Source organism: Pseudomonas sp. IT-P4 (genome assembly GCF_949767755.1).
Lineage (GTDB): Bacteria > Pseudomonadota > Gammaproteobacteria > Pseudomonadales > Pseudomonadaceae > Aquipseudomonas > Aquipseudomonas monachiensis.
Genome location: NZ_CATKPX010000014.1, coordinates 118,401 through 137,286, shown reverse-complemented (window position 1 = coordinate 137,286; position 18,886 = coordinate 118,401). Strand labels below are relative to the sequence as shown.

Annotated in this window: 21 protein-coding genes and 1 pseudogene; 15 read left to right on the top strand and 7 right to left on the bottom strand. The window is 59.2% G+C overall.

The window, feature by feature from the left end; translation table 11 throughout:
* The first annotated feature begins 43 nt into the window (after positions 1-43).
* The gene (locus ACM6IT_RS01530) at positions 44-877 is read left to right on the top strand and encodes a DUF2950 domain-containing protein (protein WP_414917342.1); all 834 of its coding nucleotides are present in this window, start codon (positions 44-46) and stop codon (positions 875-877) included.
* Positions 878-919: 42 nt separating this feature from the next.
* Here ACM6IT_RS01530 and ACM6IT_RS01525 read toward each other — a convergent pair whose 3' ends face one another.
* Positions 920-1,423: a GNAT family N-acetyltransferase gene (locus ACM6IT_RS01525; RefSeq protein WP_414917341.1), complete on the bottom strand. Its 504-nt coding sequence runs from the start codon at positions 1,421-1,423 to the stop codon at positions 920-922.
* A 157-nt stretch (positions 1,424-1,580) separates the two neighbouring features.
* Between ACM6IT_RS01525 and ACM6IT_RS01520 the strand changes: the two genes are divergently transcribed.
* The 4 genes from ACM6IT_RS01520 to arsH are packed head-to-tail and all read left to right on the top strand — an operon-like array spanning position 1,581 to position 4,438.
* Positions 1,581-1,928 (top strand): metalloregulator ArsR/SmtB family transcription factor, encoded by a 348-nt coding sequence (locus tag ACM6IT_RS01520; RefSeq protein ID WP_056722953.1) that lies wholly within the window; start codon positions 1,581-1,583, stop codon positions 1,926-1,928.
* Positions 1,929-1,951: 23 nt separating this feature from the next.
* Positions 1,952-3,235: an arsenic transporter gene (locus ACM6IT_RS01515; RefSeq protein ID WP_414917340.1), complete on the top strand. Its 1,284-nt coding sequence runs from the start codon at positions 1,952-1,954 to the stop codon at positions 3,233-3,235.
* Between the two features lie 28 nt (positions 3,236-3,263).
* Positions 3,264-3,734: an arsenate reductase ArsC gene (locus ACM6IT_RS01510; RefSeq protein WP_056722955.1), complete on the top strand. Its 471-nt coding sequence runs from the start codon at positions 3,264-3,266 to the stop codon at positions 3,732-3,734.
* Positions 3,735-3,745: 11 nt separating this feature from the next.
* Complete coding sequence (gene arsH, locus ACM6IT_RS01505) at positions 3,746-4,438, top strand: arsenical resistance protein ArsH (protein WP_056722956.1); 693 nt, start codon at positions 3,746-3,748, stop codon at positions 4,436-4,438.
* A gap of 116 nt (positions 4,439-4,554) precedes the next feature.
* Here the strand turns inward: arsH and ACM6IT_RS01500 are convergent, their stop codons facing one another.
* Positions 4,555-5,382 (bottom strand): hypothetical protein, encoded by an 828-nt coding sequence (locus ACM6IT_RS01500; protein WP_056722958.1) that lies wholly within the window; start codon positions 5,380-5,382, stop codon positions 4,555-4,557.
* A gap of 441 nt (positions 5,383-5,823) precedes the next feature.
* Here ACM6IT_RS01500 and ACM6IT_RS01495 point away from each other — a divergent pair, with 441 nt between their 5' ends.
* From ACM6IT_RS01495 to ACM6IT_RS01470, 6 genes are all read left to right on the top strand, one after another.
* Positions 5,824-6,600 carry an ABC transporter substrate-binding protein gene (locus ACM6IT_RS01495; RefSeq protein WP_414917339.1) on the top strand — a complete coding sequence of 259 codons (777 nt, stop codon included), beginning with the start codon at positions 5,824-5,826 and terminating at the stop codon, positions 6,598-6,600.
* 105 nt (positions 6,601-6,705) lie between these two features.
* Positions 6,706-7,395 (top strand): ABC transporter permease, encoded by a 690-nt coding sequence (locus tag ACM6IT_RS01490; protein WP_046040455.1) that lies wholly within the window; start codon positions 6,706-6,708, stop codon positions 7,393-7,395.
* 13 nt (positions 7,396-7,408) lie between these two features.
* Positions 7,409-8,107, top strand: a complete 699-nt coding sequence (locus ACM6IT_RS01485; protein WP_046040453.1) for an ABC transporter permease — start codon at positions 7,409-7,411, stop codon at positions 8,105-8,107.
* Between the two features lie 9 nt (positions 8,108-8,116).
* A complete protein-coding gene (locus tag ACM6IT_RS01480; protein WP_414917338.1) occupies positions 8,117-9,229 on the top strand; it encodes a succinylglutamate desuccinylase/aspartoacylase family protein in 1,113 nt (370 codons plus the stop codon).
* Between the two features lie 18 nt (positions 9,230-9,247).
* Positions 9,248-10,012 carry an ABC transporter ATP-binding protein gene (locus tag ACM6IT_RS01475; protein ID WP_056722970.1) on the top strand — a complete coding sequence of 255 codons (765 nt, stop codon included), beginning with the start codon at positions 9,248-9,250 and terminating at the stop codon, positions 10,010-10,012.
* A gap of 127 nt (positions 10,013-10,139) precedes the next feature.
* Positions 10,140-11,048 carry a MurR/RpiR family transcriptional regulator gene (locus tag ACM6IT_RS01470; protein WP_046040448.1) on the top strand — a complete coding sequence of 303 codons (909 nt, stop codon included), beginning with the start codon at positions 10,140-10,142 and terminating at the stop codon, positions 11,046-11,048.
* A gap of 22 nt (positions 11,049-11,070) precedes the next feature.
* Here the strand turns inward: ACM6IT_RS01470 and ACM6IT_RS01465 are convergent, their stop codons facing one another.
* Positions 11,071-11,985 carry a universal stress protein gene (locus ACM6IT_RS01465; RefSeq protein WP_056722974.1) on the bottom strand — a complete coding sequence of 305 codons (915 nt, stop codon included), beginning with the start codon at positions 11,983-11,985 and terminating at the stop codon, positions 11,071-11,073.
* A 340-nt stretch (positions 11,986-12,325) separates the two neighbouring features.
* Here ACM6IT_RS01465 and ACM6IT_RS01460 point away from each other — a divergent pair, with 340 nt between their 5' ends.
* Both ACM6IT_RS01460 and fnr read left to right on the top strand, forming a co-directional pair.
* A complete protein-coding gene (locus ACM6IT_RS01460) occupies positions 12,326-12,754 on the top strand; it encodes a potassium channel family protein (protein WP_056722975.1) in 429 nt (142 codons plus the stop codon).
* Between the two features lie 151 nt (positions 12,755-12,905).
* On the top strand, positions 12,906-13,652 hold the full coding sequence (gene fnr, locus ACM6IT_RS01455) for a fumarate/nitrate reduction transcriptional regulator Fnr (RefSeq protein WP_223541864.1): 747 nt from the start codon (positions 12,906-12,908) through the stop codon (positions 13,650-13,652).
* Positions 13,653-13,685: 33 nt separating this feature from the next.
* Here the strand turns inward: fnr and ACM6IT_RS01450 are convergent, their stop codons facing one another.
* Complete coding sequence (locus ACM6IT_RS01450) at positions 13,686-14,585, bottom strand: universal stress protein (protein ID WP_414917337.1); 900 nt, start codon at positions 14,583-14,585, stop codon at positions 13,686-13,688.
* A gap of 190 nt (positions 14,586-14,775) precedes the next feature.
* On the opposite strand from ACM6IT_RS01450, the pseudogene ACM6IT_RS01445 reads away from it, so the two are divergent.
* Positions 14,776-14,895: pseudogene (locus ACM6IT_RS01445) on the top strand (GNAT family N-acetyltransferase); the annotation flags it as partial.
* 55 nt (positions 14,896-14,950) lie between these two features.
* On the opposite strand, the gene ACM6IT_RS01440 reads toward ACM6IT_RS01445, so the two are convergent.
* Together ACM6IT_RS01440 and ACM6IT_RS01435 are read right to left on the bottom strand one after the other, a co-directional pair.
* Positions 14,951-15,874: a universal stress protein gene (locus tag ACM6IT_RS01440; protein WP_414917336.1), complete on the bottom strand. Its 924-nt coding sequence runs from the start codon at positions 15,872-15,874 to the stop codon at positions 14,951-14,953.
* Between the two features lie 46 nt (positions 15,875-15,920).
* Positions 15,921-16,145, bottom strand: coding sequence for a hypothetical protein (locus ACM6IT_RS01435; protein ID WP_056722983.1), 225 nt, complete (start codon positions 16,143-16,145; stop codon positions 15,921-15,923).
* Positions 16,146-16,437: 292 nt separating this feature from the next.
* Between ACM6IT_RS01435 and ACM6IT_RS01430 the strand changes: the two genes are divergently transcribed.
* A complete protein-coding gene (locus ACM6IT_RS01430) occupies positions 16,438-17,364 on the top strand; it encodes a universal stress protein (RefSeq protein ID WP_409079316.1) in 927 nt (308 codons plus the stop codon).
* A 66-nt stretch (positions 17,365-17,430) separates the two neighbouring features.
* Here the strand turns inward: ACM6IT_RS01430 and ACM6IT_RS01425 are convergent, their stop codons facing one another.
* Positions 17,431-18,840 (bottom strand): amino acid permease, encoded by a 1,410-nt coding sequence (locus ACM6IT_RS01425; protein WP_056722987.1) that lies wholly within the window; start codon positions 18,838-18,840, stop codon positions 17,431-17,433.
* Between the last annotated feature and the right edge of the window lie 46 nt (positions 18,841-18,886).

Below are 18,886 nucleotides of genomic sequence, written 5' to 3'. Positions count from 1 at the left end.
CCCTCATGTCCTGGTTATAGCCGCCGGCTTGTTGTGGTCGTGCATGGCGACGGCACAGCAGGCCTTTCCAACCCCGGAAAAGGCCGCCGAAGCCTTCGTCGAGGCACTGGGCACGGAGCACTCCGACCAGGTACGCCTGACCGAGCTGCTAGGTAGCGACTGGCACAGCTACATCCCCCGCGAAGGCGTGCAGCGCGAAGATGTGGATGCATTTTTGCAGCAATACCGCGAGCAACACCACATTGAAAACACCAGCGATCGCAAGGCCATCCTGGCGGTTGGCAGCAACAACTGGACACTGCCCATCCCCATGACCAAAGCCGCGGACGGTTGGCGCTTCGACATGAAGGCCGGCAGTGCCGAGATCCGTGCTCGTCAAATCGGCCGCAATGAACTTGCCGCGGTGCAATCGGTGCTGGCCTATCACGATGCCCAGATGGACTATGCGTCAGTGGATCGGGACCATGACGGCGCACTCGAGTATGCGCAGAAAATCTTCAGCACCCCCGGCAAGCACGACGGACTCTATTGGGCCGAAGACGACAGCGACCAGATCAGCCCGTTGGGGCCATCGTTCGGCAAAGCCATTGCCGATGAAGAGTGGCACGGCTACCGCTTCCGCATCCTTAATGGCCAGGGTCCTTCGGCACCTGGCGGCGCCTACAGTTACCTCATCGGTGACAAGATGAGCCGGGGCTTTGCGCTGATCGCCTGGCCGGTGAAGTACAACGACACCGGCGTGATGAGTTTCATGATCAGTCATGAAGGCCAGGTGTTCGAGAAAGACCTGGGGCCCGAGAGTGAAAAACTGGCTCTGGCGATGAAGCGCTTTGATCCGGATGACAGCTGGAAAGAGGTGGCTGAGGACCAGGAGTAGCAGGCGCGACCTGCTGCAAGCCTTCAGAACGGCTCAAGGCAGTTATCTGATCGACAGGACGAATCGGTCTTCGCCCCCCGTGTTGTCGTTACAGCAGGGTTGCTCAAGCTTGAATCCGCACCGATCCAGAACTTTTCTGGAACCGGCATTCTCCCTGAAAGCATACGCAACCAGTTGCACCAGTCCCCAGCGCATCCGTGCCTCCTGGATCAGGTGTCTCAACGCCAGTGTTGCCAGCCCCTGGCCGCATACGCGCTGAGCAATCCGATAGCCCACCTGCGCAGAACCCGTCGATGAATCGATGCTTTTCAGATTGGCTCGACCGACGATTCTCTGACTGCAATCCTCGATGACAAAGGGGTGCCAGGCACCGATGGCGAAATCGGACAAATAGCTTTCGATATGATCGGCGACACCCTGCAACGAGTAAAAAGCAGGATCGCGCGCATCGATATGGGATTCGAACCATTCACGGTTGTGGATTTCGAAAGCCAGCAACGCTTGAGCGTCAGTCATTTTCAGCTCGCGTACGCTAAACGATTCCATTCACCACCTCTCCTTTGTCTTGTGCCGAATTGGCTCGAGTCTATCCCATACCTGAACATCCTGGCCGGACCGAGCCTTACCTTCTCAGTCAGAGCGGTTTGCACAAAACATATGGAAAATCGTATATTCGAATAACCATATGTATCGAGCCACGCCAATGCTCAATCCTGCCGCCGTATTCAAATGCCTGTCCGACGAAACCCGCGCCCGGGCCACCTTGCTCATCACCCGTGAAGGCGAGTTATGCGTGTGTGAGCTGGTCTGCGCCCTGGACGACAGCCAGCCCAAGATTTCCCGCCATCTTGCCCAGCTTCGCGGCTGCGGCCTGCTTCTCGACCGCCGCCAGGGACAGTGGGTGTATTACCGACTGAACCCCGAACTGCCCGCGTGGGTTCGCGACGTTCTCGAGACAACCTTGCTGGCAAACGCCGACTGGCTTGCGAACGACAGTACTCGCCTTGCCGCGATGGGCGACCGTCCGCTCAACACTTCCGCCTGCTGCTAACCCTTCATTCATCGAGACTGTGCATGTTTACTGCGTTTACCATTTTCCTGCTCACCATGGTGTTAGTCATCTGGCAACCCAAGGGCCTGGGCGTCGGCTGGAGCGCCTCCCTGGGGGCCGTCCTGGCCCTGCTGGCAGGCGTCGTGACGCTGGGCGATATCCCACTGGTGTGGGGCATTGTCTGGAACGCCACCGCGACCTTCATCTCGCTCATCATCATCAGTCTGCTGCTCGATGAGGCCGGGTTTTTCCAGTGGGCGGCACTGTATGTGGCGCGCTGGGCCAAGGGTGACGGGCGGCGCCTGTTCGTCTTCACGATACTGCTGGGGGCCGGCGTATCCGCCCTGTTTGCCAACGACGGTGCCGCCCTGATCCTGACCCCCATCGTCGTTTCAATACTGCTCGCACTGCGCTTTTCGCCAGCCTCTACCCTGGCGTTCGTCATGGCGGCCGGTTTCATTGCCGACACGGCGAGCTTGCCCCTGGTGGTGTCCAACCTCGTCAACATCGTTTCGGCCGACTACTTCAACCTGGGCTTCAGCGAATACGCCGCCATCATGGTGCCGGTCAACTTCGTTGCCGTGGCGACCACGCTCGTGGTGCTGTACTGGTTTTTCCGGCGTGACATTCCCAGGCATTACGCGCTCGATGACGTGATGGATCCGCGACGCGCCGTGCGTGATCCCCTGACCTTCCGCGTCGGCTGGCTTGTCCTGGCGCTGCTGCTGATCGGGCTGTTTGCCCTGGAACCCTTGGGCATTCCCATCAGCGCCATCTCAGCGGTCTGTGCCGCGATGCTGTTCGCCGTGGCGGCGCGTGGGCATGTGATTTCAACGCGACGGGTACTGCGTGAAGCGCCCTGGCAGGTCGTGATCTTTTCACTGGGCATGTACCTGGTAGTGTACGGGCTGAAAAACGCCGGACTGACCACCTACATGACCATGGCCCTGAACTACTTGGCCGAATTCGGTATCTGGGGCGCAGCGCTCGGCACTGGCCTGCTCACGGCCTTGCTGTCATCGGGCATGAACAACATGCCCACGGTGCTGGTGGGTGCCCTGTCGATCCAGGCCAGCGACGCCACCGGTGTGGTGCGCGAGGCCATGATCTACGCCAATGTCATCGGTTCCGACCTGGGCCCCAAGATCACCCCTATCGGCAGCCTGGCCACCCTGCTCTGGCTGCATGTCCTGGAGCGCAAGGGCATCCGCATTACCTGGGGTTACTACTTCAAGGTCGGCGTGGTCCTGACCCTGCCGATCCTGTTCATCACCTTGTCTGCCCTGGCCCTGCGCCTGAGCGTCTAGCCCTGTGCGACTGCAAAGAGGAATCACCATGCGCGTTCTGTTTATGTGTACCGCCAATAGCTGTCGCAGCATCCTGTCCGAAGCCATGTTCAACCATCTCGCCCCCGAAGGTTTTGAGGCGGTCAGTGCCGGCAGCTTCCCCAAGGGCCAGGTGTTGCCCCGCAGCCTGAGCACGTTGCAAGAGGCCGGCATCGCCATCGACGGTTTGAGCAGCAAAGGCAATGAGGCGTTCGAAGCCAACCCGCCGGACATCGTCATCACGGTCTGCGACAAGGCCGCCGGTGAGGCGTGCCCCGTGTACTTCGGGCCGGCGCTGAAAGCTCATTGGGGCCTGGAAGACCCATCGGACATCAAGGGCGATGAAGCGACGGTATCGGCGGCGTTCCACTCAACCCTGGCGCACATCGAAACGCGTTGCCGGGCATTGCTCGACCTGCCTTTTGCACAACTTGACCGCGATGCGCTGAAGCGGGAACTCGACCGCATCGGCACGCTTTGACCGGAGCCCCCATGACCCATCCCCTGCCCAATCTCGACACGTCACTGACCCAGCCCATCGCCGGACGCGACGACCAGCACAAGCCACGCATCCTGCTGCTGTACGGCTCGACTCGTGCACGGTCGTTCAGTCGCCTGCTGGTCGAGGAAGCGGCCCGGTTGCTCGAACACTTCGGCGCCGAGACTCGGATCTTCAACCCATCAGGCCTGCCGCTTCCGGACGACGCGCCCTCCGATCACCCGAAAGTCCAGGAACTGCTCGAACTGATGCAATGGTCCGAAGGCCAGGTCTGGTGTTCGCCAGAGCGCCACGGCTCCATGTCTGCAGTGTTCAAGGCGCAAATCGACTGGGTGCCGTTGGCGTTGGGCGCCGTTCGCCCGACCCAGGGGAAAACCCTCGCGGTCATGCAGGTCTGCGGCGGTTCCCAGTCCTTCAATGTGGTGAATCAGCTTCGTGTGCTGGGCCGCTGGATGCGCATGTTCACCATCCCCAATCAATCTTCCGTGCCAAAGGCTTTTCTGGAGTTTGACGACGCCAATCGCATGAAACCCTCGTCGTTGTACGACAGGGTGGTGGACGTCATGGAGGAACTGGTGAAATTTACCCTGCTGCTACGGGATCGCCCCGATCTGGTAGACCGCTACTCGGAACGCAAAGAGTCCGCAGAGGAACTGACTCAGCGCGTGAATCAGCGGTCGATCTGACTGTAGAAATGTTCCCCCAGGCCCGATAACCGAAAAAAGTCGCAAACCCCACGACGTTTCAGGGCTTGCGACTCTTTACTGCTATGCCTGCGGTGTTCATTGCCGAACGTGCAGGCTTAGTTCTCTACCTCGACCGCGTCGAAATCCGGCTCGTCCGGGGCATCCGGGGCGTCCGCCATATCTTCCCTGGCGTCCTTCGCCACGGCCTTGGCGGCCTCTCTGGCTGCCTTCGCCTCGGCTTTGGCGGTGTCCCTCGCGGCATCCGCGGTAGCCCGGGCAGCATCCCTGGCGGCATCTGCGTCGGCCTTGGCCGCGTCCCTCGCTGCATCTGCAGCGGCACGGGCAGCGTCCCTGGCGGCGTCTGCGTCTTCGTCCGCCAAGCCAGCAGCTTTTGCGGCATCCCGGGCTGCATCAGCTTCAGCCCTGGCGGCGTCCCGGGCGGCATCCGCAGTCGCTTTTGCCGCATCACGGGCTGCATCCGCAGTCGCTCTGGCCGCGTCACGGGCTGCCTTGGCATCAGCCTTGGCAGCGTCCCGGGCTGCATCGGCGGCATCGTTGTCTGCATCGTGATCAGCGTCGTCAGCGTCGTTGTCATGGGCATTGCCCGGGCCTTTGTTCCCGGCTACACCACCATGGTCAGCGTCGCCGCGCCCCGGACCTCCATGACCGTCACCGTCATGGCCGGCAGCGCCATGATCGCCACCCTTGGCTCCATCACCGCCAGCACCGTGACCGCCTCCACCGTCACCACCTCCATCACCGCCGTGGCCACCACCTCCAGCGCCGCCACCGCCACCGCCACCGTGACCTCCACCGCCTCCACCGCTGCCGCCATCCTTGGCATACACGCTGGAGAAACTACCGATGTAATCGGGCACCAGGACAGTCGATGCCGACAGGACTCCACCGATGGCCAGAGCCAATAAACATTTCTTGAGCAGCATGATGCACCTCCGCATGGAGTTGCGTACTCATCTCCGTATCGAACGCAATGTCCAGTGAGTTCCCGGCCGCCCATTGGAGCAGCCGGCCAACCGGCACGGCCATCAATCTGCAGCATTATCGAGCTGCTGCGGTATCCGCACGATCCCTGAAAGCCAGCTGGCATCGTTGCGTGGGAAACATTCCCACATTTTTTTTGGATAAGTACTTTCAGCCCGAGTTCAAAAAAACAGCTTCAGGGGCTGACGCATGGGTTGAGCAACCACTTCAACCCGACTCATTGGAGCATCGCCACGCCGCAAACTGATATGATTATTTTCAGATATATTGCATATAGAATTTTATCGTGTCATTTATAGCCTCGCCGATCACAGGACTGATCCACCGCGCCAACCCGGATGGCGGGCACCCGTTCCCCCAAATGCCCTCCAGGAGTCAACAATATGAACAAGACAGAACTTCTAGGTGCTCTGGCGCTATGCGCCTTCAGCTTCCTGGCACATGCCGACGAAGACAGCCTGCGTATCGGTATCGAAGCCGCCTACCCGCCCTTCTCCTTCAAGACACCCGAAGGCAACGTCAGCGGGTTCGACTACGACATCGGCAACGCTTTGTGCGAAGAAATGAAGGTCAAGTGCGAGTGGGTCATTCAGGAGTTCGACGGCATGATCCCGTCGCTCAAAGTGCGCAAGATCGATGCCGTGCTGTCGTCGATGTCGATCACCGAAGACCGGATGAAGTCCGTGGACTTCAGCAAAAAGTACTACCACACGCCGGGCAAGTTCGCGATGAAGGCCGGCAACGTGATCAATGACCCCCTGGTGGACCTCAAGGGCAAGAAAGTCGGCGTGCAACGCTCCTCGACTTACGATCGCTTTGCCACCGAGCAACTGGAAAAAGCCGGCGTCGTCGTGGTGCGCTACGGCTCACAGAATGAAGCCTTCCTCGATCTCGCCTCGGGTCGTCTGGACGCCACCCTCGCCGACATCGTCAACACCGATGAGAGCTTCATCAAGACACCCGCCGGCCAGGGCTTCGCACTCACGGGGCCCGACATCAACGACCCGAAGTATTTTGGCCGGGGCGCCGGGATCGCCGTGCGCAAGGGCGACAGTGCCAACGTTGCGCGCCTGAGTGCCGCGATTGACGCCATTCGCGCCAATGGCAAGTACCAGCAAGTGATGGCCAGGTACTTCGCGTTCGATATCTACGGCGAGTAAGCCGTCCCCCTGCCCCACTGACCCCAGCCCCGGCGCCGGCCCTGCGCAGGCACCTGTCGGGGCTTGTCTTGCGCGCCTCGCGGCGCTCGCTTGAGGAACTTCATCATGCTTCACGGCTACGGATCGAGCATTCTCGATGGCGCCTGGCTGACCATAAACCTGGCCCTGACGTCCATGTCCATGGCGATTGCCCTGGGCCTGATCGGCGCGGCCTTTCGCTTGTCACCGCTCAAATGGCTGGCCCTGCTCGGGGAAAGCTACACCACCCTGATTCGCGGCATTCCAGACCTGGTGCTGATCCTGCTGATCTTCTACGGCGGCCAGGATCTGGTGAACCGCATTGCCCTGGCGCTCGGTTACACCCGCTATATCGACATCAACCCCTTTATTGCCGGCGTCTGCACCATGGGCTTCATTTTTGGCGCCTACCTCTCGGAAACCTTTCGTGGCGCCTTCATGGCGATCCCCAAGGGTCAGGCCGAGGCTGGCGTGGCCTATGGCATGGGCGGTGCGCAGGTGTTCTGGCGAATCCTGGTGCCGCAGATGATTCGCTTCGCCATCCCCGGGTTCACCAACAATTGGCTGGTGCTGACCAAATCCACTGCGCTGATCTCCGTGATCGGCTTGCAGGACATGATGTTCAAAGCCAAGAACGCAGCGGATGCCACACACGAGCCATTTACGTTTTTCCTCGCGGTGGCAGCGCTGTACCTGATGCTCACCAGCCTGTCCTTGCTGGTGCTGCGCTATCTGGAAAAACACTACTCGGTCGGCATCAAAGCCGCCGAATTGTGAGGGGGAGCTACCCATGATTCTCGACTACAACCTGATCTGGGAAAACCTGCCGCTGTACTTCAATGGCGCCTTGTTGACCCTCAAAGTCCTGCTCATTTCCCTGGCGCTGGGTCTGGTATTGGCGATGCCACTGGCGCTGATGCGAGTGTCGCGATCGCCGCTGATCAACTTCCCGGCCTGGCTCTATACCTACGTGATTCGCGGCACGCCGATGCTCGTGCAATTGTTCCTGATCTACTACGGCCTGGCGCAGTTCGAAGCGGTGCGCCAAAGCGTGCTCTGGCCTTACCTGTCCAGCGCCACCTTTTGCGCCTGCCTGGCCTTCGCGATCAACACCAGCGCCTATAGCGCCGAGCTGCTGGCCGGCAGTCTGAAAGCCACCCACCCTGGCGAGATCGAAGCCGCCAGGGCCATGGGCATGTCACGCCTGACCCTGTATCGCCGCATTCTCATGCCATCGGCCTTGCGCCGGGCATTGCCGCAATACAGCAACGAAGTGCTGATGATGCTGCAAACCACCAGCCTGGCCTCCATCGTCACCCTCGTCGATATCACCGGGGCCGCGCGCACGGTCAGCTCACGCTTCTATCTACCGTTCGAGGCGTTCATCACCGCCGGCCTCATCTACCTCGCACTGACCTTCATCCTGGTGCGCCTGTTCAAGCTGGCCGAGCGCCGCTGGCTGGCGTACCTGGCACCGCGCAAGCACTAAGGAGCTGCTATGGAGCACATTCAATACCTGTTGCCGTGGAGTGCCTCGGGCACCGAGCGAACGCTGTCACTGTTTCGTTTTGGCAGCGGACCGCGCAAGGCCTACATCCAGGCGTCACTGCATGCCGACGAATTGCCGGGGATGCGCGTTGCCGTCGAGCTCAAGCGCCGTCTTCTGGAACTGGAAACCCAAGGCCGCCTGAGCGGGGTGATCGAGTTGGTGCCCATGGCCAATCCGATCGGTATCGCCCAGATGTTCCAGGCCACCCATCAGGGGCGCTTCGAGTTCTCCAGCGGCAAGAATTTCAATCGCGACTTCCCGGTGTTGGTCGATGCCATTGCGCCGCTGCTGGAAGGCCGATTGGGCGACGATGCCGATGCCAACATCGCACTCATCCGCCGCGCCATGATCGATGCCCTGGCCGCCATGCCCGCACCGACCTCGGAACTCGACGGCCTGCGCCGCCTGTTGCTGCAGCATGCCTGTGACGCCGATGTGGTGCTGGACCTGCACTGCGATTTCGAATCGATCATGTTGATGTATGCGATGCCACAAATCTGGCCACGCTTGCAATCACTGGCCGCTCGCCTCGGCGCGGGGGTCACGTTATTGGCCGAAGATGCGGGCGGCAGTGCCTTCGACGAAGCCTGCGCCATTGCATGGTTACGCCTGGCCGAGCTGTTTCCCGAAGCCAATATTCCCCTGGCGTGTGCGGCCACCACCATCGAATTGCGGGGCATGGCAGACACCGAACGCGAGCAATGCCTCGACAGTGCCCAAGCCATTCTCGGGTATCTCGCCGAACAAGGCCTGATCAGCGGTGAATGGCCAGCGGCACCGCCGAACCATTGCCAGGCCATGCCATTCGCCGGCGCGCAGTACGCCTGTGCGCCCCACCCGGGTGTGGTGAGTTTTCTGCAACCGCTGGGCGCCCGGGTCAAGGTCGGCGATCCGCTATTCGAAGTCATCGACCCGCTGACCGACCGCCATAGCGTGGTGAGCGCCAGCACCGACGGCATTCTATATGCCCGCGAACGGCTGCGCTTTGCCCAGCCAGGATTGTGGCTGGCCAAGGTTGCAGGCGTTACCCCCATTCGCCAGGGTCGCTTGCTCAGCGACTGACTCCAGAGAGTTCAAACCATGTACAAACTTGAAGTTCGAGACCTGCATAAAAGCTACGGCGCGCATCAGGTGCTCAAGGGCGTTTCCCTGCAAGCACAGGCCGGTGACGTGATCAGCATCATCGGTTCCAGCGGCTCTGGCAAAAGTACGTTCCTGCGCTGCATCAACCTGCTGGAGCAACCCAATGCGGGCAATATCGTACTCAATGGCGAACCGCTCAAGCTGGTGGCCAACAAGCTCGGCGGACTGAAGGCGGCCGAACCCAAACAGTTGCAACGCATGCGTTCGCAACTATCGATGGTGTTTCAGCACTTCAACCTGTGGTCACATATGAGCGCTCTGGAAAACGTCATGGAAGCGCCAGTGCATGTGCTGGGCCTGGGCAAGAAAGAGGCACGGGAAAAGGCCGAGCACTACCTGGACAAAGTCGGTGTGGCGCACCGCATGAACGCCTGGCCGGCGCATATGTCCGGTGGCGAGCAGCAGCGCGTGGCCATTGCCCGCGCATTGGCGATGGAACCGCAAGTGATGCTGTTCGATGAGCCGACGTCGGCCCTCGACCCCGAACTGGTCGGCGAAGTGCTTAAAGTCATGCAGGATCTGGCCCAGGAAGGCCGCACCATGGTGGTGGTGACTCACGAAATGGGCTTTGCCCGCGAGGTTTCGAACCAACTGGTGTTCCTGCACAAGGGCATGGTCGAAGAGCGCGGCGACCCGCGTGAAGTGCTGGTCAACCCGCAGTCCGAACGCCTCCGGCAGTTTCTGGCCGGGAGCCTGAAGTAACGCCGCCCCCCACCCATGCACTGCTCGGCGCTGCCCAGACAAGGTTGGCTTCGGATACACTCCGGCCAACCTTGTCAGGGCATCAGGCACAGCCCTTCTCTCACCTTCAGGAAATGTTGAGCCGGATATGCCCACCCCATCGAAAGACACCACTGTCTATGCCGCGCCGGTCATGCGCAAACTGACGGAAATCGTTTCCGATCTGCCGCCGTCACTGCGCAAGGTCGCGGACTTTATCCTGCGTCACCCGCTCAAGGCCGCGACGCTGACCATCGAGGAGATGGCGCACGAAACATTGACCTCACCCGCCGCCGTCAACCGTCTGGCCAAAGCCCTGGACCTCGGTGGCTACAGCGGCATGAAGGCCGAGCTGGTCGCAACGTTGCAGCAGATGGTGTCGCCGGTCGACAAGCTGCGCAACGAACTTGCCCATCGCCCCGGCGGCGCGTTTGGCCTGCATGAACAACTGCAGAGCGCCAGCAGCAACCTGGCCACTGCGGCGAGCAACAACCACGCCGACACCTTCGAAGCATTCGTCACTCGCCTGATCAAAGCGCGCAAAATCTACATCCTGGGCTTTGGCAACAGTGTCTACTTCGCCGGCCTCGCCGCGTCGACCCTGATGCCCTTCTGTGCGGACGCCACTGCCATCAGCATGGAGGGCGGCAACGAAAACGCCGCTTACCGTCTGGCCGCGATCACCGACCAGGACGTGCTGCTGGCGATCGCCCTGCCGCGCTACTCCCTCGACACCCTGCAACTGGCACGCTTCGCCAATGAACGCGGCGCATCGGTGCTGGCAATTACCGACTCACCCGCCTCGCCGCTCACCGGCATTGCCCAGCACACGCTGTTTGCGCCTTGCGATCACCCGGTGCTGACCAGTTCCAACATCGCCGTACTGGCCTTGATCGAAGGCTTGGTCGCCGGCGTGATGGCGCGCAATAAAGAAGCGGTCAAACTGGCAACCGAACTGACTGAAAGCGTGATGTCGTACCTGCACATCCCTGCCAGCGGCAAACCTGCGAAAAAGTGAGTACCTGGCGCCACTGGCAGCATCAGGCCAGGGGCTTGACGAACATCAAACTGCACTGCGCATTGGTCAACACCTGCTCAGCAGTGCTGCCCAGGAACATGTCGCCCCCGCGGTGATGATACGCAGTGCCCAAGACCAACAAGTCAAAAGCATTGTGTTGCGCAAATTGCCTGATCACTTTGTGGGGTAGACCGGTCAGAAGATGCCGTCGTTCTTCTTCTATGCCATAACGATCGGCAAGCGCCTCGAAGGCCTCCTCCTGGGCATCGATGACCGCTTCTTTCAAGCTACCGCCCAGGCTCAATGTCGGTACGCTCATTTTCGTATCGCCTACCACCGCCCAGCTGTTGACACTAAGCACATGCAAGGCGGCACCCGATGACGCCGCCAGTGTCGAGGCTACGTCGACAATCCGGTCGTTCAGCCCTTGGCTCAGCTCCTCCAGATGAGACAAATCCATGGCGGCGAGAATCTTCAAGGGTGTGGAGTTCTTGCCCTCGGCCACCAGGTGCAGGTGGGCAGGACAATCACGCAGTAACAGCAAGTCCACGGGCTGGTGGAACGCACGGCCGAGTGCCGATACATAGTGGAAGTCCTTGATGACCAGATCCGGGTGGAAGTCATTCACATACTCAAGCACATGAGCCGGGCTCGATTTGCTCCAGACCACTTCCGTGGTCACCTGCAGTCCCACGCACTTTTGAATTCGGCCTTGCTGCTCAAGCCATTGGCGATGCACTTGCAAATAGCCTTCTCGTGCCTGGGCCATCGCTTGATGGTCAAACAAACCGGCCAACGCCAGCGCCGGGACATAATCGAACGCCACGATGTGCAAACATGCGCCCGTTGCACAGGCCAATGCATGAGCTCGCTCAAATGCCGGAGTACGGACCATTTCCGCGGGTGCGATCAACAAGATTCGCTTAAGTTTAAGCATCATATACCTCGTACTTGCAGCACCTCACGGTCACGACTGCAATCCCGGCTCCTGTCGGACTGCATGCCATCTCTCAATACTTGCCGGGTGCTTTATCGGCGGACTCCAGGCGGGCATCGACTTCCTGCGCGTGTCCTGTTGATCGAGTATCTGGCGTGAGAACCTGTACTCCTCTGATATTTGTCAAACATGAGTGCGCTTTCCTTTGGCGCACAGATAACTTGCCATCGACAGAAGGATTGTTGATAAAGCTCAAAGCTTTTTTGTTGCGCTGGCGTAGAACACACTATGCGGGCACTCACGGTCCATCGTGGACAACCAGTCAGAACGAGGTACTGCCATGCTGGCAGTTACATTGATCAATACGTTGGTGGTCATCATAGTCGTCGTCATTCACTACGAATGCCTGTTGCGTCTGAACGACTGGCTTCCCCGACTCAACCTTTGGAGTCGTTTCAGAATTGTGGTGGGCGTGTTCGGTGCCCTGGTGGCCCATGCACTCGAGGTCTGGTGTTTTGCGCTGGTTTATTACCTGATGGTCCACTCTGAAAAGTGGGGCAGTTTGCAGGGAAATTTCGACGGTTCACTGATGGACTGCGTGTACTTTTCCTTCACCACTTACACGACAATCGGTTTTGGCGATATCTCGCCGGTGGGCAATCTCAAATACCTGACGGGGCTGCAAGCGCTGACGGGGCTTGTTCTGATTACCTGGACGGCTTCGTTTCTGTTTCTCGAAATGCAGAAATACTGGAAAAGCAGCAGATAAATCGCCTTGAGCAGCAGGTCGCCCTTGAGTATCACCCGCAGTACAAAAGTGATTCCCAATTACTCATTCAGTCGCGCCAATGTCCGAGAAAAATCAGCCTCGGCCCCCATGGAGTCTAAGCTCTACGCATCAATACCGGACATACCAGAACATGTCTGAAATCAAACTGTCGGCCGTCCATTCTCTCAAGACGGCCTGTTCAAACTGTAGCGTAATGGAGCTATGCCTGCCCCTTGGCCTGACCGGTCAGGAGGTCGCGCGCCTGGACACACTGATCGTTCAAAGGGTCAAGGTTAAAAAAGGCGCCACACTCTACCGGGCCGGCGACCCGCTGCGTTCGCTGTTTGCCGTTCGTATTGGTTCATTCAAGACCAGTGTGCTTTCAATCGATGGTCGCGAGCAGACCACCGGATTCCATATGCCCGGTGAGATGCTCGGCCTGGACGCTATCAGTAACGAGTTGCACGCTTGCAGTGCTTTTGCCCTGGAGGACAGTGAAGTCTGTCCTGTCCACTTCTCTCAACTGGAGAAACTCGCCCAGGAATTGCCTTCACTGCAGCACAGCCTGAACAAAATCCTCAGCCGTGAAATCGTGCGTGATCATGACATGTTGATGATGCTGGGCAACATGAACTCGGATGAGCGCCTGGCGGCGTTCCTGCTGAATCTGTCCCAGCGCTTGAGCTTGCGAGGTTATTCATCGAGCAACTTTGTGCTGAAAATGCGCCGTGAGGAAATTGGTTCTTACCTGGGCCTGCGACTGGAAACCATTTGCCGGGGGATTGCACATCTGCGCGATCAAGGACTGGTGGAGGTGTCCGGTCGAGACGTCAGGATTCATGATATGGAAGGGCTTAAACAGCTGATTGCAGGCTGTAATCGCCCTCCCCTGCGCTAGGTGCTGCCAATTGGCGCTTGACGAACATGAGGCTCACTGCCTGACAGCCAGAATGCTACCTGGTACAGAGTACAGCGCCCGTTCCGTGTTACTGCCAATCAACTGGTCGATTCCGACCCGATGCACAGTGCCCATCACCACTACATCCGCCAGATACGCCTCGACAAACTCTCGAATGGCCGGCACCGGCGGGCCCATGACGAAATGCCGACGCTCCGGTGGCACGTTGTAGCGATCCGCCAGATTGACAAACGCCAGGTGCAAGGACGAACGCAGATCCTCGATGAAGTCCCCGGCCCATCCACCACTGACCAGCGGTGCATCACCATTGAAAGCCGGCGACAAGTCATAGGCGTAAAGCAGATGCAAGGGGGCATCACATTGCAGGGCCAACGCATTGGCGGTCTGGATGATGGTGTCGTTCAGGCCGCTGATTTGCGTTGAAGGATCGAACGGATCCACTGCCGCTACAACACGGTGTGGCAAGCCGTAGCGGGCCTGGTTCACCAGGAGCACGGGGATCGGGCATTCGCGCAGCAGGTGGCAATCGAGCGGGGTGATGAATACTCGCTTGAGCACTGGCTCCAGAGTCACATCCTTGATCAACAGATCGGGATCGAGGTCGGCGACAGTCTTCAGAATGTCCAGCAACGGGTGGGTCGTGAAAACCACATCGACCGTCACTTGCAGCCCCTGGTCGCTCAACCGTTCAACTTCATCGGCCACCCAACGGCGATAGCGCCGCAAATAACGTTGCTGCCCTGCATCGTCGGTTTTCTCCTCCCACAAATGCACCATCGGCACCGGCTCGACAAAAGCCCGCACGTCGAGTGCGGCACCGCTGGCCCTGGCCAGTGCGACGGCACGCAACGTGGCAGGAGACTGGTGCAGGGTTTGATCGGCGATCAGCAGTAAACGTTGATATTGACCCATCACACACCTCGGCTCAGCTCCGGTCTTGAAGTACCGGCAATGCTCAAGACTGCGTCCACACCCTCACCCCCTGCTTGATTTTAATCAAACACAAGCGAATGAACTCCGCCATGACAGGTTCCTGATCCAGATCAGATAAAAGCACGGCCACCGGCGTAAAAAAGACCTGAGCCGCACGCTTGCATCAATCCAGATGGACTCGGTGGACGCCTCCAGCAATGCGCCGATGCGCGAACTGGCCCGATACCTGGGTTTCGACACACACAATGATCCGGATGACAGTCGGCAGGTCATTCACCGGCTTTACCTGAAAAAAATCCCCCCGCGAGAGTCTGGCCAGAAGCTTGTCGCGGGGCGAATGATCTTCAGGACTGCAGCATCCTGCCTGGTTTGATTGCCAGCACGCTGCAAGGTGCCCGATGCAGGAGTTGCTCAGCGGTACTTCCCGGCAGCTTGCTCAACCCGTTGTGCTGCACGGTCCCCATCACAATGACGTCCGTGTGGTGCCCGGTGGCAAATTCGCAAATACTCGGGATCGGCGCACCTTCAATGAAATGGCGACACGCCGGTGGCACCCCGTGGCGCTCGGCCAAAGCTGAAAACGCTTCGCGCTGAGCCGTTCCCAGGGCTTCATAAATCCCGGTGGCCAGAGGCAACGCGCCAAAGCCCATATCCTGGACATACGCGGCCGTCCAGTCATACACGTGCGCCAGCTCAAGCCGGGCCTCGCAGACTGACGCCAGTTTCTTCGCGGCAGCGACAATCCGATCGTTGAACACCAGGTCCTGCTCTTCGCTGCGCAATACATCGACGATGACCAAAATGTTGTGCGGCTGCGGGTTGCGGTCGTCAGTCACCAGATGCACCGGCACCGGACAATCGCGCAGCAATTGCCAGTCCAGCGCCGAGAAAAACACCCGTTTCAAGGCAGACTCCTGTTGAGCATCCTTGATGATCAGCGCCAAGGGCATCTCGCGGACAAAATGCACGATCTCTGCATAAGGAGCCTGTACCCACGCGACCTCACTGGTGACCTTCACGCCGTGCATGCTCAACCTTTCAGCTTGCTGCACAAGCCACTGTCGATGGGCTTGAAGGTAGCCCTCCCTGGCCGCGCTTATTTGTTCGGGGGCGAACAGACCGGCTACCGCCAGGGCCTGAAAATAATCGAATGCCACGATATGCAGGGGCAATTGCATGGCGCGAGCCAACGCGCCGGCGCGATCGAATGCCGGTGTCTGGGTCATGGTCGGGGGGGCGATCAACAGTACATGCTGAGCATTGGACATAGGACACCTCGGTACCCGGGTATATGGACAGGCGTGGTCGGTATCGTCACTCCACGAGGTCGAAACGAACCTCCTGTTCCCGGGCCGGGACAGTTCGACAACTTGCCGCCGAGCGGACAGTCACTGGCCAGACATGAGGTGCCTCGATACGTGCCTTGAGTTGGCCGACAAAGCTACTGGCAGCTTCCTGGCTATTGAAATTGACTTCCAGGGCATCCAGGTGCACAACCCAGCAATGGGGAACCCGTTGCTCGGTAATATCAATGTTCATCGTCAACCTCCGTTAAAGCTGGAGACATGCTTTAACTTCAAAGTGTAATTGCGACCTTCATGACCCTGCTCCCGAGACTGCACCGGGCTGGCAGGCGAAGGTTTGACAATGGTCAACAAATCCGTGTTTGGACCTGCCGTGCCCACCGCACGTCGGGAGCGTATTCCGGTCAAGCGACTGCTTGATAAAGATCAAACTCATCTCTGTGCGTCGTCTCAAGATCCAGGCAAGGTGTTCCTGCCTGAATGCAGCTTCTCAAATGAGCAGACGCAATCGCCACGGGAGATTTGTCATGTCCGAGCCATCAAGATTCATGCTGGTCGTCTCACCGCTCATGAAAAACAGCCCGGCCTTCGACCGGGCTGCCGCCCTGGCCAAGGCCTCGGGAGCTGCACTGCACATCGTTGCGTTTGATTACCTGGAAGGCCTGGTGACCGCGGGTCTGGTGAACGAGCAGGCGCGCGAAGAAATCCGTTTGGGCTATGTCGAACGCCACCAGCAATGGCTCGAAGAACAGGCCCGGCCGTTACGCAAGATCGGCGTGCACGTCACGACCGAAGTGGTCTGGGTCAATAACCCGTTGCAGGAAATCCTGATTCATCTTGAAGAGGCCAAAATGGCTGTTCTGATCAAGGAACTGGAACACGAGTCGCTGCTGTCGCGGCTGATGTTCACCCCCCTCGATATTCATCTGCTACGCGAGTGCCCGGTGCCTCTGCATTTTGTCAGCCAGATGCATCACGCACTGCCGCGCAGGATCGTTGCCGCCGTCGACCCTTTCCATCGTGATGGCCAGTACGAAGGTTTCAACGACAGGATTTTGCGCGAAGCGTCGAAACTGGCGAGCACCTGCAACGCCCAACTCGATGTCGTCTATGCCCATGACCTGTCTTCGATCAGTGCCGACGAATTTGGCTTTAGCAATGGCTCGGCGTTTTTCTCTTCAAGCAAAGCCAAGACCCTGTTCGACATGCAGGGCGAGGCCTTCGGCGAGTTGGCCGAGCGCAACGGCATCCCGCCGCAGAACCAGCACATGATCATGGGCGACCCGGCCAGGGTGCTGTGCAGCTTCGTCGATGCCTATGACATCGACGTGATTGTCATGGGCCGCGTGGGGCATCGCGCGATGGAGCGTTTGATCGGCAGTACCGTGGAACACCTGCTTTACAAAATGCCGTGCAGCATCTGGGTGGTTTCCCCCGAAGAACTCGAGGGATGACACCCCGGGAAATAAAGGCGATGGGAGAACGAGTATTAAGTGCGCCGCCCCGGCACGACCCTCAGGCTAGAGTCTGGCTTGCGCACTCAGCGCCGCAACGCCCCTGGTCTTGCGGAAGAAAACACCGTAGACAATCGACAGCACCAGCAGGAACGGCACGCCGAACACCAGGGTCATCTTGAAGGCTTCAGTGAAGTAGGTCGTGATCATCACAGCCCCCATCAGCACCAGCCCCAGCAATGTGCTGTAGGGAAACAGGCGCATGCGGAACGACAGTTTGCGGTTGCCGTTGCGTTCGTGAAAACGACGGAAACAGAAGTGTGTGAGGAAGATCATGAACCAGGTAAAGATCGCGCCGAACATCGAGATCGCCATCATCAAGGTGAACGAACTTTCCGGGTACAGGATGTTGAGCAAGGTCGCCAGGGCGATACCCGAGCTGGAGAGCAACAGCGCGTTCAGCGGGATCCCGGTCTTGCTCAATACCCCCATGGATTTTGGCGCGTAGCCGGCGCGGGACAGGCTGAACATCATGCGCGTGGTGATGTACAACTGGCTGTTCATCGCTGACAACGCCGCGATCAGGATCACGAAATTCATCACGCCGGTGGCGCCGGGAATGCCGATGGCTTGCATCACCGTGACGAACGGACTCTGGGCATGGCCAGCCTGGACCCAAGGCACGATCGCCAGCATCAACGCCAGGGTCAGCAGGTAGAACACCACCAGGCGCACGATAGTCCCGCGGAAGGCTTTCTTCACCGCTTGTTCCGGGTCTTTTGCCTCACCGGCCGCCACCGCGATCATCTCCACGCTCAGGTAGCTGAAGATCGACACGATCACCGCGATCCACATCCCTTGCAGACCATTGGGGAAAAAGCCGCCGTGAGCCGTGTAATTGTGCACGCCGTATTGCGGATTGCCGGAACCGAACACCACGTACACCGCCAGGATGATGAAACCGACAATCGCGCCGATCTTGATGGTCGAGAACCAGTACTCGAAGGTGCCGAAGGTCTTCACGCTGATGGCATTGAGCACGATCAGCACGCTGGAGAACGAGACGATCCATATCCACTCCGGCACGTTGGCGAACCAGTACTTCATGTACATCGCCACCGCCGTCACTTCCGTGCCCACCGCCAGCACAATCGCCGCCCAGTAGGCATAGCGCACCAGGAACCCGGCCAGCGGGCTGACATAAAATTCGGCGTAGGCACCGAACGAACCCGAGGTCGAATGGGCCACGGTCATTTCCGCCAGGCAGCCCATCAGCAGCAAGGTGATGATTGCGCCGATGGCATAGCTGAGCAATACGCTCGGCCCGGCATAGCCGATGGCATAGGCGCTGCCCATGAACAGCCCGGTGCCGATTGCACCGCCAATGGCGATCATGCTCATTTGCCCCGACGTCAACTGACGCCGCAGGCCGTGTTCACGCTTGGATATCGTTTCGAAACCGGAGTTATCGGTCATTTTTATGTCCTCTGGATTTTGTCTTTCTTGAAGAGCACGTCGTGGG

What these genes read in the sequence shown, in the direction of transcription:
- ACM6IT_RS01465 (WP_056722974.1), bottom strand. Translation starts at nt 11,985, where the DNA reads ATGCTTAAACTTAAGCGAATCTTGTTGATCGCACCCGCGGAAATGGTC.
- ACM6IT_RS01440 (WP_414917336.1), bottom strand. Translation starts at nt 15,874, where the DNA reads ATGTCCAATGCTCAGCATGTACTGTTGATCGCCCCCCCGACCATGACC.
- ACM6IT_RS01490 (WP_046040455.1), top strand. Translation starts at nt 6,706, where the DNA reads ATGCTTCACGGCTACGGATCGAGCATTCTCGATGGCGCCTGGCTGACC.
- ACM6IT_RS01460 (WP_056722975.1), top strand. Translation starts at nt 12,326, where the DNA reads ATGCTGGCAGTTACATTGATCAATACGTTGGTGGTCATCATAGTCGTC.
- ACM6IT_RS01500 (WP_056722958.1), bottom strand. Translation starts at nt 5,382, where the DNA reads ATGCTGCTCAAGAAATGTTTATTGGCTCTGGCCATCGGTGGAGTCCTG.
- ACM6IT_RS01530 (WP_414917342.1), top strand. Translation starts at nt 44, where the DNA reads ATGGCGACGGCACAGCAGGCCTTTCCAACCCCGGAAAAGGCCGCCGAA.
- ACM6IT_RS01485 (WP_046040453.1), top strand. Translation starts at nt 7,409, where the DNA reads ATGATTCTCGACTACAACCTGATCTGGGAAAACCTGCCGCTGTACTTC.
- ACM6IT_RS01520 (WP_056722953.1), top strand. Translation starts at nt 1,581, where the DNA reads ATGCTCAATCCTGCCGCCGTATTCAAATGCCTGTCCGACGAAACCCGC.
- fnr (WP_223541864.1), top strand. Translation starts at nt 12,906, where the DNA reads ATGTCTGAAATCAAACTGTCGGCCGTCCATTCTCTCAAGACGGCCTGT.
- ACM6IT_RS01480 (WP_414917338.1), top strand. Translation starts at nt 8,117, where the DNA reads ATGGAGCACATTCAATACCTGTTGCCGTGGAGTGCCTCGGGCACCGAG.
- ACM6IT_RS01425 (WP_056722987.1), bottom strand. Translation starts at nt 18,840, where the DNA reads ATGACCGATAACTCCGGTTTCGAAACGATATCCAAGCGTGAACACGGC.
- ACM6IT_RS01475 (WP_056722970.1), top strand. Translation starts at nt 9,248, where the DNA reads ATGTACAAACTTGAAGTTCGAGACCTGCATAAAAGCTACGGCGCGCAT.
- ACM6IT_RS01515 (WP_414917340.1), top strand. Translation starts at nt 1,952, where the DNA reads ATGTTTACTGCGTTTACCATTTTCCTGCTCACCATGGTGTTAGTCATC.
- ACM6IT_RS01435 (WP_056722983.1), bottom strand. Translation starts at nt 16,145, where the DNA reads ATGAACATTGATATTACCGAGCAACGGGTTCCCCATTGCTGGGTTGTG.
- arsH (WP_056722956.1), top strand. Translation starts at nt 3,746, where the DNA reads ATGACCCATCCCCTGCCCAATCTCGACACGTCACTGACCCAGCCCATC.
- ACM6IT_RS01470 (WP_046040448.1), top strand. Translation starts at nt 10,140, where the DNA reads ATGCCCACCCCATCGAAAGACACCACTGTCTATGCCGCGCCGGTCATG.
- ACM6IT_RS01495 (WP_414917339.1), top strand. Translation starts at nt 5,824, where the DNA reads ATGAACAAGACAGAACTTCTAGGTGCTCTGGCGCTATGCGCCTTCAGC.
- ACM6IT_RS01525 (WP_414917341.1), bottom strand. Translation starts at nt 1,423, where the DNA reads ATGGAATCGTTTAGCGTACGCGAGCTGAAAATGACTGACGCTCAAGCG.
- ACM6IT_RS01430 (WP_409079316.1), top strand. Translation starts at nt 16,438, where the DNA reads ATGTCCGAGCCATCAAGATTCATGCTGGTCGTCTCACCGCTCATGAAA.
- ACM6IT_RS01450 (WP_414917337.1), bottom strand. Translation starts at nt 14,585, where the DNA reads ATGGGTCAATATCAACGTTTACTGCTGATCGCCGATCAAACCCTGCAC.
- ACM6IT_RS01510 (WP_056722955.1), top strand. Translation starts at nt 3,264, where the DNA reads ATGCGCGTTCTGTTTATGTGTACCGCCAATAGCTGTCGCAGCATCCTG.